The organism is Chloroflexota bacterium (genome assembly GCA_034717495.1).
Taxonomy (GTDB): Bacteria; Chloroflexota; Anaerolineae; order JAAEKA01; family JAAEKA01; genus JAYELL01.
This window is the reverse complement of record JAYELL010000047.1, coordinates 1-16,792: the sequence shown is the minus strand read 5'-3', so window position 1 is coordinate 16,792 and position 16,792 is coordinate 1. Positions and strand designations below refer to the sequence as shown.

At 56.7% G+C, this 16,792-nt stretch carries 13 protein-coding genes; 6 read left to right on the top strand and 7 right to left on the bottom strand.

What is annotated here, in order from left to right; translation table 11 throughout:
- Window positions 1–10: 10 nt before the first annotated feature.
- On the bottom strand, window positions 11–580 hold the full coding sequence (gene rsmD / locus U9R25_09185; GenBank protein ID MEA3336067.1) for a 16S rRNA (guanine(966)-N(2))-methyltransferase RsmD: 570 nt from the start codon (window positions 578–580) through the stop codon (window positions 11–13).
- Between the two features lie 147 nt (window positions 581–727).
- On the opposite strand from rsmD, the gene yvcK reads away from it, so the two are divergent.
- From yvcK to U9R25_09165, 4 genes are all read left to right on the top strand, one after another.
- Window positions 728–2,023: a uridine diphosphate-N-acetylglucosamine-binding protein YvcK gene (gene yvcK / locus U9R25_09180; GenBank protein ID MEA3336066.1), complete on the top strand. Its 1,296-nt coding sequence runs from the start codon at window positions 728–730 to the stop codon at window positions 2,021–2,023.
- A 149-nt stretch (window positions 2,024–2,172) separates the two neighbouring features.
- Window positions 2,173–3,186, top strand: a complete 1,014-nt coding sequence (gap, locus tag U9R25_09175) for a type I glyceraldehyde-3-phosphate dehydrogenase (protein ID MEA3336065.1) — start codon at window positions 2,173–2,175, stop codon at window positions 3,184–3,186.
- A gap of 164 nt (window positions 3,187–3,350) precedes the next feature.
- Window positions 3,351–4,541: a phosphoglycerate kinase gene (locus U9R25_09170; GenBank protein ID MEA3336064.1), complete on the top strand. Its 1,191-nt coding sequence runs from the start codon at window positions 3,351–3,353 to the stop codon at window positions 4,539–4,541.
- A gap of 775 nt (window positions 4,542–5,316) precedes the next feature.
- A complete protein-coding gene (locus U9R25_09165) occupies window positions 5,317–6,219 on the top strand; it encodes a hypothetical protein (GenBank protein MEA3336063.1) in 903 nt (300 codons plus the stop codon).
- Window positions 6,220–6,324: 105 nt separating this feature from the next.
- Here U9R25_09165 and U9R25_09160 read toward each other — a convergent pair whose 3' ends face one another.
- The 4 genes from U9R25_09160 to U9R25_09145 are packed head-to-tail and all read right to left on the bottom strand — an operon-like array spanning window position 6,325 to window position 10,513.
- Window positions 6,325–7,677 (bottom strand): FAD-dependent oxidoreductase, encoded by a 1,353-nt coding sequence (locus tag U9R25_09160; protein MEA3336062.1) that lies wholly within the window; start codon window positions 7,675–7,677, stop codon window positions 6,325–6,327.
- Window positions 7,678–7,707: 30 nt separating this feature from the next.
- Complete coding sequence (locus U9R25_09155) at window positions 7,708–8,289, bottom strand: HAD-IA family hydrolase (GenBank protein MEA3336061.1); 582 nt, start codon at window positions 8,287–8,289, stop codon at window positions 7,708–7,710.
- Window positions 8,286–10,088, bottom strand: a complete 1,803-nt coding sequence (locus tag U9R25_09150; GenBank protein MEA3336060.1) for an NAD+ synthase — start codon at window positions 10,086–10,088, stop codon at window positions 8,286–8,288. The genes U9R25_09155 and U9R25_09150 overlap by 4 nt, the downstream gene beginning before the upstream one ends.
- A complete protein-coding gene (locus U9R25_09145) occupies window positions 10,088–10,513 on the bottom strand; it encodes an OsmC family protein (protein MEA3336059.1) in 426 nt (141 codons plus the stop codon). Before U9R25_09145 ends, U9R25_09150 begins: the two co-directional genes overlap by 1 nt.
- A gap of 195 nt (window positions 10,514–10,708) precedes the next feature.
- On the opposite strand from U9R25_09145, the gene U9R25_09140 reads away from it, so the two are divergent.
- Window positions 10,709–11,077: a hypothetical protein gene (locus U9R25_09140; GenBank protein MEA3336058.1), complete on the top strand. Its 369-nt coding sequence runs from the start codon at window positions 10,709–10,711 to the stop codon at window positions 11,075–11,077.
- Between the two features lie 71 nt (window positions 11,078–11,148).
- Here U9R25_09140 and U9R25_09135 read toward each other — a convergent pair whose 3' ends face one another.
- Together U9R25_09135 and U9R25_09130 are read right to left on the bottom strand one after the other, a co-directional pair.
- The gene (locus U9R25_09135) at window positions 11,149–13,074 is read right to left on the bottom strand and encodes a VanW family protein (GenBank protein MEA3336057.1); all 1,926 of its coding nucleotides are present in this window, start codon (window positions 13,072–13,074) and stop codon (window positions 11,149–11,151) included.
- A gap of 209 nt (window positions 13,075–13,283) precedes the next feature.
- A complete protein-coding gene (locus U9R25_09130) occupies window positions 13,284–15,842 on the bottom strand; it encodes a type IV secretion system DNA-binding domain-containing protein (GenBank protein ID MEA3336056.1) in 2,559 nt (852 codons plus the stop codon).
- 394 nt (window positions 15,843–16,236) lie between these two features.
- Between U9R25_09130 and U9R25_09125 the strand changes: the two genes are divergently transcribed.
- Window positions 16,237–16,792 (top strand): integrase (locus U9R25_09125; protein ID MEA3336055.1); only part of this gene is annotated, 556 nt, incomplete at its 3' end.

The following is a 16,792-nucleotide window of genomic DNA, read 5'->3' as shown; positions in this document are numbered from 1 at the left end:
ATCGTTTGACTCAATCACCGCTCAACTCGAAGAAAATCAGGCGGGTGCTGCCGTACTGCCTCTGGTCGTAGCGTTCCAGATTGGCCAGAGGAAGACCCTCATCATCTTCCTTGGGATGGATCTGGACGATGACCTGCCCCAATTCGCTCAACAGGTCGGGGCGCCGGTCGATGATGGTTAGCACCTTTTTCCAGAGGTCGTGATATTGGGGTGGCGCCACGTAGATAATGTCGAAAGCTTCCAGATCAGGACGGTCCACGTAGGTGAATGCATCGCCTCGAACCACATGGGATTTGCCCAGGTCACCCAGTCCGGTACTGCTAAGGTTCTGTCCAATTACCTCGAGTGCTTTTCCCGACCGTTCGACGAATACGACAGTTCCCGCACCGCGGCTGAGCGCTTCGATGCCAACTGCGCCCGTGCCTCCGAACAGATCCAACCAGCGGCTGTCCCTGATCGCATCCTGAGACACCAGAATGCTGAACAGAGCTGATTTCACACGATCGGATATGGGACGTGTGCCCTCTCCTGGCACACTCTGAAGCCTGCGTCCTTTGGCAATACCTGCAATGACTCTCATAGTTCGATTATAGCGGGGTTGCGAGATTGAGCCAATTTTCTTTGACTTCCCCGATTGGTTCGATTATAATCATGATTGGTCAATCCTTGTGCTGCCGGCAAGTATGTCGCCGGCAGCATCGGTGTGTTTACGGCGGAAACAGTTTAGATGCCTAATATCGAGCACGACTCGACCCTGATTTGGTTACGTCCGGGAATGCATATCAAGCGCTGGCTCATCTTGCTGGTGCTGGGCATCGTGTTGCTGGCGCTGGGCCTGGCATATCTTCTGCGCTATTTGTACGCTGATGTCAGCTTGCCTTCGGTCGTCTATTACCTGACCCTGCAGTTTCTTCCCCGTTCGGCACGTGCGCTGCTCCTGGGAGGCCTGGGGATTGGCCTGACTGTTCTGTCTCTTTACCAACTTGGTCGCTCCCTGTTGAACCCCTTTGTCAGGCCTGGTGACTCGGATGTGGCACGGCGAATGATTCGACACCATCAGCGCCGGCGAGGCCCGCGCATCGTTGCGTTGGGCGGTGGCACTGGCCTGTCAACCCTGCTGCGGGGACTCAAGGAATACTCGGATAACATCACAGCCATCGTCTCTGTTGCCGATGATGGAGGCAGTTCCGGTCTGTTGCGGCAGGCCACCGGGATGTTACCCCCTGGCGACATCCGCCAGTGCATCGTTGCTCTCTCCGAGGCGGAAGGGCTGACGGGGAACCTGTTCGAATACCGGTTCACCGATGACTATGGACTGGAGGGGCACAATTTCGGCAATCTCTTCATAGCCGCCATGAGCGACGTAACCGGCAGTTTTGAGGCAGGTGTGATGGAATCGAGCCGTGTGCTGGCGGTACGTGGCCGGGTGATTCCTTCCACTCTCCAGCAAGTGACATTGGCTGCCGACTTGCGGGTAGCCGATGGCAGCAATGGGCATGGTTGGCGTCGTGTTGTGGGAGAATCGGCCATTCCGGCGGCCCGTCAGCAGATCGAGCGGATCTTTTTGCAACCGGAGAAGGTAACAGCCTATCCCGAAGCGATTCGGGCGATCCTGGAAGCGGAGATCATTGTCGCCGGCCCGGGCAGCCTCTTCACCAGTGTATTGCCCAATCTGCTGGTTCCCAGCATCGCGGCAGCCATACAGGCGTCGTCGGCGACCAGGATATACGTGGTCAATGTCGCTACCCAGCCGGGTGAGACCGCTGATTTCGATACGGAGGCCCACGTCGAAGCCTTGCGCCGCCATGTGGGTGACCTGTTGCCTGTTGTCCTGGCCAACGATCATCTCGTCGCCAGCACGGGAGATCAATCGCACCTGGAGCCCGTTGCATTGCCGGCCACATCACCCGAGGAGTACCTGCTGCTTACGGCCGACGTAATCGATGAATCCCATCCATGGCGTCACGATCCGGCCAAATTGGCCCGAGTCATCATGGATATTCACGCAGAACCTGCTCTGTAACATGCGCTGCGTCATATTCCTGATTCCAAGAGTATGGTATACTTGTAGATTGGATAGCAAAAAGCGATTAGCTGGCAGTTCTGTCAGTCCGATAATTCAGCGCCGAAAGGCGCTACGAACCACCCTTTCCATCGAGGAGGAAAAATACAATGTCAGTTAAAGTTGGTATCAACGGATTTGGCCGTATTGGCCGCCAGGTCTTCAAAGCCATCCAGGAAAAATACGACGGCGAAATCGAAGTTGTTGCCATCAATGATCTTTTCGATGCCGAAACCAACGCACAGCTACTCCAGTATGACAGCAACTACGGCAAGTATCCTGGCGAGATCGAAGTCAAGGATGGCAACATCGTCGTCGATGGCGAAACTGTCAAGGTTTTTGCCGAGCGCGATCCTGCCAACTTGCCCTGGGGCGAGCTGGGCGTGGATATCGTGGTCGAGTCTACCGGCGTGTTCCGCACGGGTGAGACGGCCGGCAAGCACATCGAGGCTGGCGCCAAGAAGGTTATTATCACTGCTCCCGCCAAGGGCGAGGACTTGACTCTGGTACTGGGCGTCAACGATGACGAATACGATCCGGCCAGGCATCACATCGTCTCCAACGCCTCATGCACCACCAACTGTCTGGCCCCGGCAGCCAAGGTTGTCAACGATAATTTTGGCATTGTCAAGGGTCTGATGACCACCATCCATTCCTACACCAACGATCAAAAGATCCTGGATCTGCCCCACAAGGACATGCGCCGGGCTCGCGCGGCAGCTCTGAACATCATCCCGACCAGCACGGGCGCTGCCAAGGCTGTTGCCCTGGTGATCCCCTCTCTGGAAGGCAAGTTCGATGGCATGGCCATGAGGGTTCCCACTCCCACGGTTTCAGTGGTGGACTTTGTGGCCGAGTTGGAAAAGGAAACGAATACCGAGGAACTCCGCCAAGCTTTCCTGGATGCCGCTGAAGGCGACCTGGAAGGTATCCTGGGAGTGGTCGTCGGTCCCATGGTCAGCATGGATTTCAAGGGCGATGACCGCTCCAGCATCGTCGATCTGGAATTCTGCCAGGTGCTTGACGGCAAGTTGGCCAAGGTTGTTACCTGGTACGACAATGAATGGGCCTACTCCGTTCGCGTTGCCGACCTCTGCAAGTTGATGACGGACAAAGGGCTTTAATTGTTAATTGGTGAATTGCCAATTGTGAATTGTTGATTCCAGAAGGCAATTCGGCAAAGAGAGACGCGAAACAAATGCGTGATACGTGAAAAGTGAAGCGAGGTGCATCAACGCACGTGGTTTCACGGGAATCGTATCACGCATTTCTTGTTCAGGAGAAGGACATGAACAAAAAAACAGTTCGGGATATCGACGTAGCAGGAATGCGTGTTTTTGTGAGGGTCGATTTCAACGTGCCACTGGATGCGCATCGCCAGATCACCGATGACACCCGCATCCAGGCTGCTCTGCCGACGATTCAGTATCTGCTGGAGCAAGGGTCGGCTTTGATTCTGGCTTCCCACCTGGGGCGCCCCAAGGGGATCGAGGCCAGTTATAGCCTGGCGCCCACTGCCCATCGACTGCAGGAGCTGCTACCGGACAACCGTGTGGTAATGGCGACCGACTGCATCGGGCCGGAGGTGGACGTGCTTGTCAAGACGTTGAGGCCGGGCGATATCGTCGTTCTTGAGAATCTTCGGTTTCACCCTGGTGAGAAAAGCAACGATCCCGACTTTGCAGCGGCGTTGGCCGTCCATGCCGAAGCTTATGTTAACGATGCCTTTGGCACCGCCCACCGGGCCCATGCCAGTGTGGTGGGTGTGCCCACCATCATGCGCGAGGAGGGGAGAGAGTCAGCCGCGGGATTCCTGCTGGAAAAGGAGATCGCTTTCCTGGGTCGTGCGGTTGAGGACCCGGAGCGGCCTTTTGTCGCTATCCTGGGTGGCGCCAAGGTGTCGGACAAAATCAATGTCATCCGCAACCTGTTTGAAAAAGTAGATACCTTGCTGATCGGCGGGGGTATGGCCAATACCTTCCTGAAGGGCCAGGGATTGGAGATGGGCGATTCACTGGTGGAGGTGGACAGCCTTGAGACAGCCCGGGAATTGCTTGTGGAGGGCAGCGACAAGTTGGTGCTGCCGGTGGATGTCGTGGTGGCCGATGCCTTTGACGCCGACGCTCAGCATAAGGTGGTCGGGGTGGACGAAGTCGAGCCCGGCTGGCGCATCCTGGACATCGGACCCTCCACCATTGCCCATTTCGCAAACCACCTGGCCGGCGCCAGGACGGTGGTCTGGAATGGCCCCATGGGTGTTTTTGAGTTTCCTTCTTTTGCCCAGGGAACGGTTAGCGTCGCGGGGGTGCTCGCCGATCTGGACGCGACGACCATCATTGGTGGCGGCGACTCTGCCGCTGCAGTGAAGCAGGCTGGCCTGGCAGGCCAGATGTCCCACATCAGCACCGGCGGCGGCGCGAGCCTGGAATACCTGGAGGGCAAGGTGTTACCCGGGGTCGCTGCCCTGGATGACAAGTAAGGCGACACGATAGGCTGCACAACCCCATATGCACCAGACCGGGCTTCGCCCGAGGGTAAGTGGCGCCCGGAGCCAATACGCTCGGCTGATTATGCAAATGTTGGGCAGCGGTGACAATTGGTCAAAGGGGACAGAAAATGGAGAAAATTGTTTGGTCTGGCCAGGTTATTTCTGTGCAGCCTCGAATCCGATTGACCCGCTCGTTCGATCAACGCTCTCATAGCTACTTGGGATATTGTCTATTCATCCATGGTATCATCAAGGATGAAATGCGCGAGTACTCGGTTGGTATTGGAAAGACGGCATATAGAAAGCACGAGTTTCAAGTTGGCGATGAGATCAGTGGAGAATCTCTGCCTGTTGCCGATGAGCGCAAAGAACCGGTGGAATTCTATAAAACGAGTAAGCTGAAGGTGTTAAGACGTTTTGAGGGTGAAGTAAAGGAACCACCGCCCTGGCATGGAGTGGCTATCGAGCTTGACCTGTATAGATGGCGAGGGCATCGGCGATTGTCGGCACGCACATATGAAAGTAAGTGCAGGAGTTGTGTATGGGGATGCCGAATGCCGGTGGAGATCATAGTGGACCACTGGAACCCGGGGAAGAAGAGGTATCGATTTGAGACGTTTTGCTATGGACCCAAGTCGTGTAGCTATTACAAGGCAGGGCCGGTACGGAAGGTACCAGGCCGGAGTGGTATGGTGTGGGAGGAAGAGGATTGGGTGGATGAAGATCAAACAGCGCATCGAGAGCCAGATGAGTAGAAGAGCAATCCATGAGTAAATCTCGAAAAAAGAGCAAACGGAGGCCTTTCAGGCAGAACATCTCAGCTCTTACTTTGCTGCGCCCGCGCCTGGACAAACTGCTGGCAGAGGAGTCCCTGGTTGAGAAAGAGACACAAGTAATCAAAGCAGACCTGGACGCTTTGGTGACGGGGCTTGAAGCGACCGATATCCTGCCCATTTTGCTCAAGGCCTATCAGAATGCTCCTGCGCAGGTTCAGGCTCGTCTGGACGAAGTGGTTCCCGAGTGGTTAGAGCAGCGGAGAAGCATAAGGGCACTGCTCGAAATGTTGAAGCAGCAAGGCATTGACCGCGAGGAGCAGAAAAGTGCCCACACCTGGCTGGAAGGTGCAGGGGTCGACATTTCGGACCTTGAGGAACTCCAGGAACAAACGTCTTTCTACCAGGCTTTCAGGTACTCAGACGACTCACAGGGAGTGATCATTGTCTTGTGGTATACCGGAAGGTGGCGGCGTAAGATTCGGGGCATGAATTTTCTCATCGACTTCAACCCACCATGGGAAGGAGCGGTGAAAGACATCATGCTTTTACCGCCGCGCTCGCCACGACGGGCGATGCGAGACTATGTGGATGTGTGGGCCCAGCGGGGCATGCCCCTGGAGTCAGCAGGAGCAGCTGAAGCCAAGAGGGAAGTTCTGAAGAGTCTGGAAGCCAATCGGCGCGAGAAAATTGGCTGCCACAGGAACTGGCTGGCGCTGGCAGCCAATTTGTCGAAAATATACTCTGTTTGCCAGACAAGCCAGACACCCCATCGTTCACAGCCGGGGATTTCAAAGAGCTCAGTCGTACAGGAGAAACCGCGGAATCGATCATGTTCTTCGAACAGACGGTTGGACGCCGGGTACGCCTTGGGGAGGGTAAGGAAATCCTTGTGATGGGCAGTCCCTTTGACGAGGATGACTACGAGGATGACTGGTGAATGAAAAGAGCAGGCGAACGGCACTGTGCACCCTGCCACAGTGGGCCTGTTTTAGAAAGCTTTACAGCATGAGTTCATGATTTTCAGAGTCCCCGGCCAATGCTGACAGCCTGGCGACGCCAAAAGGGTTGCCCGAGTCGTTCACCTTTCCTGTCACCAGGTCTGCCAGCAGACGTGCGGCACCTGGTGCGGCCATGATGCCATGGCCATTGTAACCGGCGCTGACGTATAAACCGGCGAGCTCAGGGTGGGGCCCAATGATGGGCTTGTGGTCAGGGGTAACGGTGTACTGTCCAGCCAGGAGAAACACCTGGTCACGCTTCAGGGACTCGGCCACCTCCAGCCAGAAGGGGCAGAGTCTATAGACCCCCTCCATCACATCAAAGACAAACATGGGATTTGCACGGACATCATCCAACGGTTCTCCCGGTGGCTCATGGGCCTGGGCCCAGGCCAAGGCTGCGCCGGGACTCTCGGGACGCCAGTGGGCACCGGTATCCCCGTCGATTACCATGGGTGCATCCTGGGGAATCAATGGGTGTTGGCCGATAGTCACCCGGTGCCGGCGCACGATGGTCAATGGCAGATCCAGGCCGGCGAGGCTGGCGACATTGCCCGAATAGGGGCCGGCGGCCACGATCACCACCGGTGCTGCTATTCTACCCTGGTCCGTTTCAACCCCTGTTACACGCCCGCTCTCCTGGAGGATGCCGGAAACAACCGTGCCGGTCAGGACCTTTGCGCCCGATGAGCGCGCGAAGCCAAAAGCAGCCTCGTGGGCCGCCAGCCAGCCATCCCCCGGGCGAAAGGTGCCCGCCACAACCTTCTCCGAGACGAAGGGAAAGCGCTGGCGAATCTGCTCCCCGGTCAACAGGACCACATCTGTCAGGCCGAAAGCGTGCTGGCGCCTGACCCTCTGGCGGAATCGCTCAGCGCCAGCAGCTTCCGTCGTCAAAAACAGATAGCCAGCCTGGTGCAATCCGATATCGACATCTGACAGTCCGATGTTTTCGGCGAAATCTTCGTAGAAGGTGATGCTCTCACGCATCATCAGGAGAGTCTCAGGCTCGACAAACTGGGCGCGCACGGACTCCATGGAGCGGGCGGTTGTCAACGCTGCCAGGGCAGGCAGACGCTCGATGATGGTTGACTTCAGGCCAGCCTGAGTCAAAAAGAAGGCCGCTGCGGTACCACTGATGCCACCACCGATGATGATGGCATCGGGTGAAGAAGGAAGGGATGTAGCGTTTTTCAACGGCGTCTTCGGATAATCATTGCCGCTCTCTTCGTACGCCTCTCTCAGCACGCCGGCCTCCGCTGTTTCGCCAGGCTCAAGGGTGCCGGCAGGCACCTGGATGCAGGCCTCGGGAAAATTCGTATGCTTGAAGACCAGCAGATAGTCATCGCTGGTGATGTAGGCGAACCTTTCGGTGGGTTGGAAAAATCACGAACAAAGTTCTTCTTCGACTGCTGCTGCGGTGCTGAATTTGATCGCCTTGATTCCAAGGCGCCGCGCCGCGGTGATGTTGGTTGCCCGGTCGTCCAGAAAAGTGACGTCGCCCGGTTGGCAGCCGATTTCGGCCAGCACGAACTCGAAGCAGCCGGGGTCCGACTTGCCCAATCCCATCTCAAAGGAGAGAAACGCACGCCGCACCCTGCGGCGCAAGCCGAACCTGTCGTCAAGGGTCTGAAACCATTCGCGACGGGTGTCGCTCAGCAGGTAGGTATCGGTATTCTCGCCACATCGGGCCAGGAGTTGAAGGCTGCCTGGCAGGGGATGGATGCTGTTCAGCACCGCGTTGTCCAGGACTTGCCAATCGACACCGGTGCCCAACTCGGCTTGAACCTCGCTCCAAAAGTCCACCGCAGTGATCTGCCCGCGGTCCCACGGGTGCTCCCAGCGAACGTAGGCCGTCTTGATTTCCGCGGCAGATCGATTCAGGAGGAGGGATAAGCTGTCGGCCGACGATGCAAAGCTGCGGGAGAGCAGGACGCCGAATATGTCGAAAACGACGACCACTCTCATCCCTGGTCCCGGAATCGGTTGGTGATCGGCAAACGCCGGTCCCTGCCAAAGGCTCGTTCGGTAATCTTGACACCTACCGCCGCCTGCCGCCGCTTGTATTCGTTGCGATCTACCAGCCGGACGACCTCACTGACCGTTTTGGGATCGAAGCCCATATCGATGATCTCGCTGACGCTACGGTCGTCTTCGACATAAGCCTCCAGGATAGGATCGAGAACATGGTAGGGAGGCAAGGAGTCCTCATCCTTCTGGTCGGGTCGCAGCTCTGCGCTGGGTGCCTTGCTCAATACCCGTTCCGGGATGATGGCATAGCCGGCCTGATCGTTGCGCCAGCGGCACAGATCGTAGACGAGCATCTTTGGTACATCCTTGATCACGGCGTAGCCACCGGCCATGTCGCCATAGAGCGTGGCATAGCCTACGCTCATCTCGCTCTTGTTGCCGGTTGTCAGTACCAGCCATCCGAATTTATTGCTCAGAGCCATCAGGATGTTGCCCCGGATTCTGGCCTGGATGTTTTCCTCGGTCACATCGGGTTCGCTGTTCTCAAAGGAGGGGGCGAGCATCTCCAGATAGGCCTGGAAGGTATCGTCGATGGGAATCGTCATGTAACGAAAGCCGAAGTTCGTGGCCAGGGTTTCGGCATCTTCCAGACTATGACTGGAGGAGTAGCGGGAGGGCATGGAAACCCCGGTGACGTTTTCCGGTCCCAGCGCATCGACTGCGATGGCTGCCACCAGCGTGGAATCGACGCCGCCGCTGAGGCCGATGACAACCTTGTTGAAGCCATTCTTGTGCAGATAGTCGGCCGTGCCCAGGACCAGAGCCCGGTAGACTTCCTCGCGGGAATCGAGTAGCGGGGTGATGGTCGGCGGCAGAGTCGCTGGCTGCGCAGTTTGCGACTCTGCGGTGTCCGTAGCGATGCCGCTGGTCTCAGTGTTTTCGCCAACAGGTAGGACACACTCGTGAACCGTCAGGTTCACCTGGCGAGAGCGCTCCTGCCTGCCGCGGGGATCATGCAGGCGCTGCCGGAAAACGGCTGTCAGGTCCAGGTCGGCAACCAGCAAGTCCTCTTCAAATTGCCGGGCACGAGCGATCAGGTCCCCTTCCTGGTTGAAGATGCTGCTGGCCCCGTCGAAAACCAACTCGTCCTGCCCTCCCGCCATGTTGCAGAAGGCCACGATAACCACACTGTCGGCGGCGCGGGTGGCTATCATGCGCTCACGGTTTCGTACTTTGCCGGCATAGTAGGGTGAGGCGGAGATGTTGATCACAACCTGAGCGCCAGCCAGGGCCTGGGCTTCGGTCGGCCCAGCCGGGTTCCAGATGTCTTCGCAGATATTGATGCCGATGAGGGGCGTCGATGCCGAGGCAAGTTGTTCCTCTCCTGCCTGGCGCAAATTGACAGGTACGGTGCCCATCCCGAAATAGCGTTGCTCATCGAAAACACCGTAGTTGGGCAGGAACATCTTTCGATAGACAGCCACAACCTCTTCGTCGTTGATGACGGCAGCAGCGTTGTAGATGTCGCTGTCCTGATCAACAAAGCCGACGATCGCAGTGATTCCCTGGATATTGCGGGCAATGTCGTGAAGGCTCTCCAGATTTGCGGCAACAAAACCGGGTTTTAGCAGCAGGTCCTCAGGCGGGTAGCCGGTGACAGCCAGTTCCGGAAAGGCGACGATCTGCGCCTCTCGGGCGCGCGCCTGTTGGGCAAAATCGAGGATGCGAGCGGCGTTGCCGTCGAGATCGCCGACGGTAGCGTTGATTTGAGCCAGTGCAATGCGTAAGGAAGGGATCACGAATCCTCGATGATCTCGTAGCTTGTAACGATTTCGACAGCGGGGCGCAGGGTTGCCGCTACCGAACAATACCTGGTGTGGGATAGATGGATGGCGTCAGCTACCGCTTTTTCCTTGAGGCCTGTACCACGCACCTGATATTCCATTGTGATGTGCGTGTACGGCCACGGTGGCTCAGGAGCGTTTACGCCCGCGACCTTGACAACGAGGTCTGATAGCTTCTGACGCTTTTTCTCAAGGATGTTCACTACATCATATGCAGAGCAGGATGCCAGGCTGAGCAATAAAAGCTGCGAAGGCGACATCCCTGTGCCATTTTCTTCACTTTGACTCGAAATCACCACGGAATGCTTCGAGCTGTCGGTACCAACGAACTGTTGCTTCTGGACCCAGGTCACGGTGACCTCTTTGGTTTTCGCCATTGTATTCTCCAAACTTGAGTATTATTTCTTGCTTCGCAGCTCTGGAACGCGAGCCATGGCTATCTTATCTCAGGAGATGGGGGAAGGCAAATGGGGAATGGGAAAGTGTGTGGTTGTTTGAATGGAGGGGCGACTTGACAGCCTTTTCCCGGTGGGCTAAACTGCTCGGGATAGCCCACGAACAGGAGCCAAGCTATGACATTGACTATCATCCACGATCGCCTGGCCATAACTGCCGTGATTTTCACCGCCATATGCGCCATATGGGGCTTGATCATCTTTCTTCGCAAGGGCAATATATCCGGCAGCTATTGGGGGACCCTGGCTATCGCCGAGCTACTGATGATCGCTCAGATGGTCATCGGTGTCGTGCTTTGGGCAGGCGGTGGCCGGCCCGGCCGTGGCGGCGTTCATCTGCTTTATGGGATCACAGCTATCATCTCATTGCCCGCCCTTTTCCTCTACATCGACGGCAAGGATACCCGCCGGGAGGCCATTTTGTTTGCTATCGTCAGCCTGTGGCTCTTTTTCATTTCTCTGCGGGCCATGACAACCGGCTATTGAAAAGCTCCGCATCCTGTCAGGCCATGCCAGCGCTCCGTCACAAAGGGCATAATCCCTGATCTTCTGAGCGATTATCCTCCCGATTGCGAGTCTCTCAATGGGCGGAAGTCCACGCCACTGGGAACCGCTGTCCCCGGCCCAACCAGATAATAGGCAGGCCAGGGCGTGTAGCTGCTTTCCAGAGTCTCGTCACTGATGATCTCCCCGTTCGCACCCTTGACCAAACGATTCCACTGGACATCTACCCCTTTTTTGGCCCACTCCACCTGTTGAACCTGACCGATTGTCAAATTGGCGTCCTCCTGGTAAACAGGGGTTCCTGCCCGTTTCTCGGCAATGACCTCAGGGCCGACGACCTGCACATTCCAGTCGGGCTTGGTTCCGTAGAAGTTGAAGGTCAATTTGCCCTTGACGTCGTTGACCTCGGATTTGATGATCAGGAAGTTGTCGGTGGTATTGCGGAACTTAAAATCGACATCGGGGGTGTAGATGGTCGCATCGAGCCCCGGTTTGCCATACCATCCGACTACGTAGCCGTGGTTCCATCGCTCCTCGATGGGGAAACCACCGTAGAAAGCGGCCCGGAATGCTGTTGTGCTCACCTGGCAGACTCCGCCGCCAATGCCTACGGCTGTGCGGTCTCCCCAAATGATCAGCGAGTCCTTGTATCCATGCTCGGCATCGACATCGCCGATGGCGGCGTTGAAGGAGAAGACTTCTCCTGGTGGCACGACGGTGTTATCCACAGCCGCTGCCGCTGTCTTGATGTTATGGATACGATCGGCACTTGAGCCGGCGAAATCGGTGGTTCCTTTGGCAACCAGTTCCACAACTCCCATTTCGTCGATCTTGTGCATATTGATCGATGGTTCGACCAGGCGTAGGGGCAGTTCGGCTTCCCGGGACGAACTTAGCGCTGCCGACCGAATTGCCTCCATCGAAGCGTCGATGTCCAGCATACGACCAATCTGGCTGGGTGTTACTACACTGATCTCACCATTGGAGGGATCAAAATCCAGACGGGCTTCGCGTGGCTCTCTGGCCAGTTCCAAAGCCCAGAGCTGAACCTGTTCCCGCAATGGCTGAACGTCCAGGCTTGCCATCAGTTCCTTGCTGCCATCCAACTGGGGGACGATATCCAGCGTCAATAGTGATGCTAAATCACCGACGGGAATGGTGTAGGCAGGAGCGGGCGATTGGGTGTCCAGATCGGAATCGGAGGCGGTCAGCGTTATCGGACCGTTGAGGACCTGCCGGACAAAAACCTCGGCCTGTGAAACATCGGACAGGAGGGGTTTGCGTTCGTTGATGATCAGTTCTACCCTCTCGCCCTGGTTTGCCAGCAGTGCTTCATAGATTGCCCGGTGGGAGGCGTCGATATCCAGTGAATAACCGGTTTGACTCTCAGTCGACATGATCTCCGTGCCATCCATTCGCAGGGCCGCTTCGATGGCCGGACTGTCGATTTCGTAGGCCCTTTCGCGCAGCCAATCAAGGCCAGCCGATTTGTCCACTGTCTCCAGGGCCAATACCTCGTGTCCGGATTGGTAGGCAGACAGTGTGTCCTGGAGATTGGTCTGTATCTGGGAGACTTGTGTCATAATGTCTCCTACCGGGATAGGCTGTCGCCCGACATCGTAGGCCGCTCTGGCTGCTGAATAGGCGTCGAAGTCGACACCCAGGTCTTCTGCGGTCAAGGTCCACGACTGGTCGCCATGGGCAACCGTCACAGGGGCCAGGGGATAGGGGTCGAATTCGATCTGCAGCCGGTCAATGGATTCCTGCAAACTCAGTCCGCTCAGGTCGATTCCCCGAACCGACGCTCCGGGGTAGATGCTGTTCTCGTACATGAGCCGCGAGCCAATGATCCCACCCACCATGGCAATAGCCACCAGCCAGACGCCGGCTACCAGGACCAGCAATAGGGTGCGCAGGAGCAACGACAGTTTGCTGCGGTCAGGTGCTGATGCACCCGGGGTATGATGGGTCGTCGCCATAAAAATACTCCAGTGTCCACTGTTGTTGGACGCAAGGCTCCTTTAGATGATTCGTGAAGATCACGGGATTCGGCTCTCAAGCGAGTCCGAAAGCCTGGATTTCAATGGTATCGTAACATAACTCGCTGTTTCTGAAAGTTAGTCAGGCTACATAATCGGGATGCGCGTGACCTGATTTTGTCAGCGCAATGTCGGGCGATGATTGTCTCTTAGAAGGCTCTTGCGGTCTCCGTGTGCAATCGGCCGCGATGGTTCTCTATGGACGCTTCCCACATAGGTACCCAGGCCAGGGCGACTGTGTGGACATCGACGTCAACGCGTCGCGGTTTGACGTGATATTCCTCGAACTCGTCAACCGCATCTTGCCAAAGGTTACGGATTTCCTCGATTTGTTCTTCCAGGTCTTCCCGGTTCTCCGCCAACTGCTCTTTCAGGCGTTCAATCTCCTCTTGCGATTCCAGGATGTCTTGTTTCGCCGATGCCGTCATGCGCCGGCGGCGGGAAGCGGAACTGAAAATTGTGCTTGAGCGACGTTTTCCAAAGAGGGTGTTGAATATCGACTCGCCGGCACCTAACCACTCATCTCTTTTTCGGGCCTCGTGGTCTTCCTGGTCTTCCGCCAGTTCACGCTCTTCCCGTTTCAAGCGTGTGGTGACCCTGTAGGATTCTTTTTCGAATCTTGCCGCGAGCTTGTCGACCTGGGCATCTCGTTTCTCGCGCGCGGCCTGCTGAACACGGATCTTGAAGGCCCGTTCATTCTCATCGGGAGTCGAGTAGAGCTTGAACGCCGGGCTGTACATCAGTGGAAAGCTGAAATTGCGGTAGAGATAGTCGGAAAAGTCCTTGGAGATTCGGGAGAGTTCTCTGGCGCTATCGGCCGCATCAGGCACTTCTGCAACAAACAGGCTGCCTGGCTCAGGCCGATCCTGCAGGTCATCGAAATCCAGATCGACAGGTTCCCCCTCTTCCCAATCCACAAAACCGGCACTTCTGGGTGGTTGCGCCAGCACCATGATCTCTTTTCGTTCGTTGACCCCTCGTTTTTCATTGACGAAGCGCAACGTACCTGCTCCCAGAAGCTGTGGTTCATAGATCAGCAGGAGGTCGTCGGGTTCCAGGGTAGCGTCCAACTCATCCTGCAATTCGCGCAGGGCATCTCGCCTGGAACGGGTCACAGGCAGGTAGACCCGGGTCAGATCGTGAGGCAACGCCGGCGGGGTCGTCAGCAAGCCTTCCGGGATCGTTATCATGCCGTCGGGCCTGTCGATGGTTTTGGCCCCAACATGCACCGGTTTTGAGGAAACGATTCCCGCTTCAGCCGGCGGGCCGACCGCTGGTTGAACATCCAGCTTTTTTTTCTCGTCTGCCATCAGCTCTCGCACCTGGGTGCGAGTCAATGGGCCGCGCAGATAGCTCATGGCCCAGCGGGTCATGAAGGTCGCCGGACCATCCTCGTGAACATTGTGCAATAAAAAGACGCGCGAGCCCAGGCTGGAAATCATCTTGTCCAGCGCCCGGTGATCCAGGCTGGAACCTGCTTCGGCCGAGACACTTTCCAGTCCCTCAAGGACCCTCTCTTTGTCCCTCTCGGCTTGAAGTTTGCCGATGAACCAGGTGCCGGCGTTGGTTAACCCCTTGTAGTCCAGGTCAGCTGGATTCTGAGTGGTCAAAACCATGCCCAATCCGTAAGCTCTCGCCTGTTTCAACAGGGTCAACATGGGGCGCTTGCTGGGCGGCTCACTTACGGGCGGAAAGAAGCCGAAGACCTCGTCCATATAGACCAGCGCCCGCAGGCTGGTGGTGCCTGGTTGGGTCCGCATCCAGGTGATCATCTGCTCCAGCAACAGGGTGACGAAGAACATGCGCTCGGCGTCACTCAGGTGGGCAATGTAAAAAATACTGTGGTTGGGCCTGGCATCGCTCCCGTAAAGCATCAAATCGATGTCCAGCGGTACACCTTCCAGCCAGCTGGCGAAGGCCGGCGATGCGATGATGTTGTTGAGGGCCATAGCCAGGGTGAAGCGTTCCTTCTGGGGGAAGAAGGTGTCCACGTCGAAGACGCCAAGCGTACGCACAGGTGGATCCTGGATGGCCATGATCAACTTGGGCAAATCCAGGTCCTCACCGTTGCGCCAGGCATGCTCGAAGATATTGGAAAGCAGAATGTGGTCGCGGCTGGTGACAGGGTCGGCCTGGATGCCTGCCAGGCCCAGCAGCGCGCTGACGGTGCCATTGATCCGCTCCCGCAGGACTTCCTGAGAGTCCTCCCAATCCAGATCAGGGGCAGCCAGCGAACTTAAAATGCTGACCGGCACACCAGCATTGGAACCTGGGGTGTAGATCACGAAGTCAGCGCTTTCCTTGAGTAAACGAATTCGCTCGGACCCTTGATCCCAGTCCGCCAATCCGTTGCGCCATTTTTCGGCCTCTGCCCCGGCATATTCCTCAACCGTCATCTCTTTGCGCCGGGCATCATCCACATTGACCCAGGGCTGGAAGTCCTCAGGGAGGAGATCAGGGAATGTCAGCAGAAGGTTGGTGATGTCTCCCTTGGGGTCGATGATGATGGCGGGCACCTTATCGATCGCTGCGTCCTCCAGCAGGTCGATACAGAGGCCTGTCTTGCCGCTGCCTGTCATGCCCACACAGACCGCGTGAGTGGTCAGGTCGCGTGCATCGTACATGATCTGGGAATCGAGCAGGGTTTGATTCGCCAGATCGTAGGCCTTGCCAAGGTAAAACGAGCCCAAACGCTCGACAATGGTCATGGCGTTTCTCCTGTGTATCCGCAGCAATGGGATGGGCGATTTTGGAAGAAGGAAAATGGCCCGGCGATGGCTGCAATGATACGGAATGATGCGTCGGGCAAGAGCAGCATAGTGTCCCTATTATATCCAAACAGGACACAATTGGCTAGAGGCCTGCGCGGGACGCCCACGGCGTGTGCAAAGAAGATCAAGGATAATGCAAATTCGTTTCTGTAAAAGTGTACAGGGTTGATGCCGGCCATCACAGCGCAACTCGATCCTAGTCCGGTGCGAAGACGGCCGTGCTGGCTGCTTAGCACATCCGTTCCGGTTTGAGCACTTGAGTCGCTTGATTTGCAGGCGACAAACTGCTATCCTCCCGCTTTCACATCTCCAAAACGGGAGCAGCAGCGACATGCTATCAAACGTCCGTCAATCCCGCCGTCGATTCTTCGTTGCCGCGCAATATCACTTCAAACGCTGGCTCAAACCCAACACCCTTTCCCTTGTGCGTGGTACTACCGCCGACTTGACGCGCGGCAAAGCCGATCTCGTCGCCGAAAACGCCCTCCTGCGTCAGCAACTCATTATCCTTCAACGCCAGAGCAAGCATCCGCAACTCAATAACTTCGATCGCATCAAACTGCTGTTGCTCGCCCGAGCCACTCCATTCTGGAAGCAAGCGCTGCTCATTGTCCAACCCGGTACCCTTCTGCGTTGGCACCGTGAACTGTTCCGCATCATCTGGCGGCGTAAGTCCAATCCCAAGTCACAATCACCGAGAATCCCTGCTGAGACCATTTCACTCATCCGGCAAATGGCCGCGGACAACCTGACCTGGGGAGCGGAACGCATTCGGGGCGAACTCCTCAAACCGGGCATCAAAGTCAGCAAACGCACGGTCCAGAAGTATATGGCACGTAATGATACGCCAAGCCCTTCAGGTCAGACCTGGGCCACCTTTTTGATGA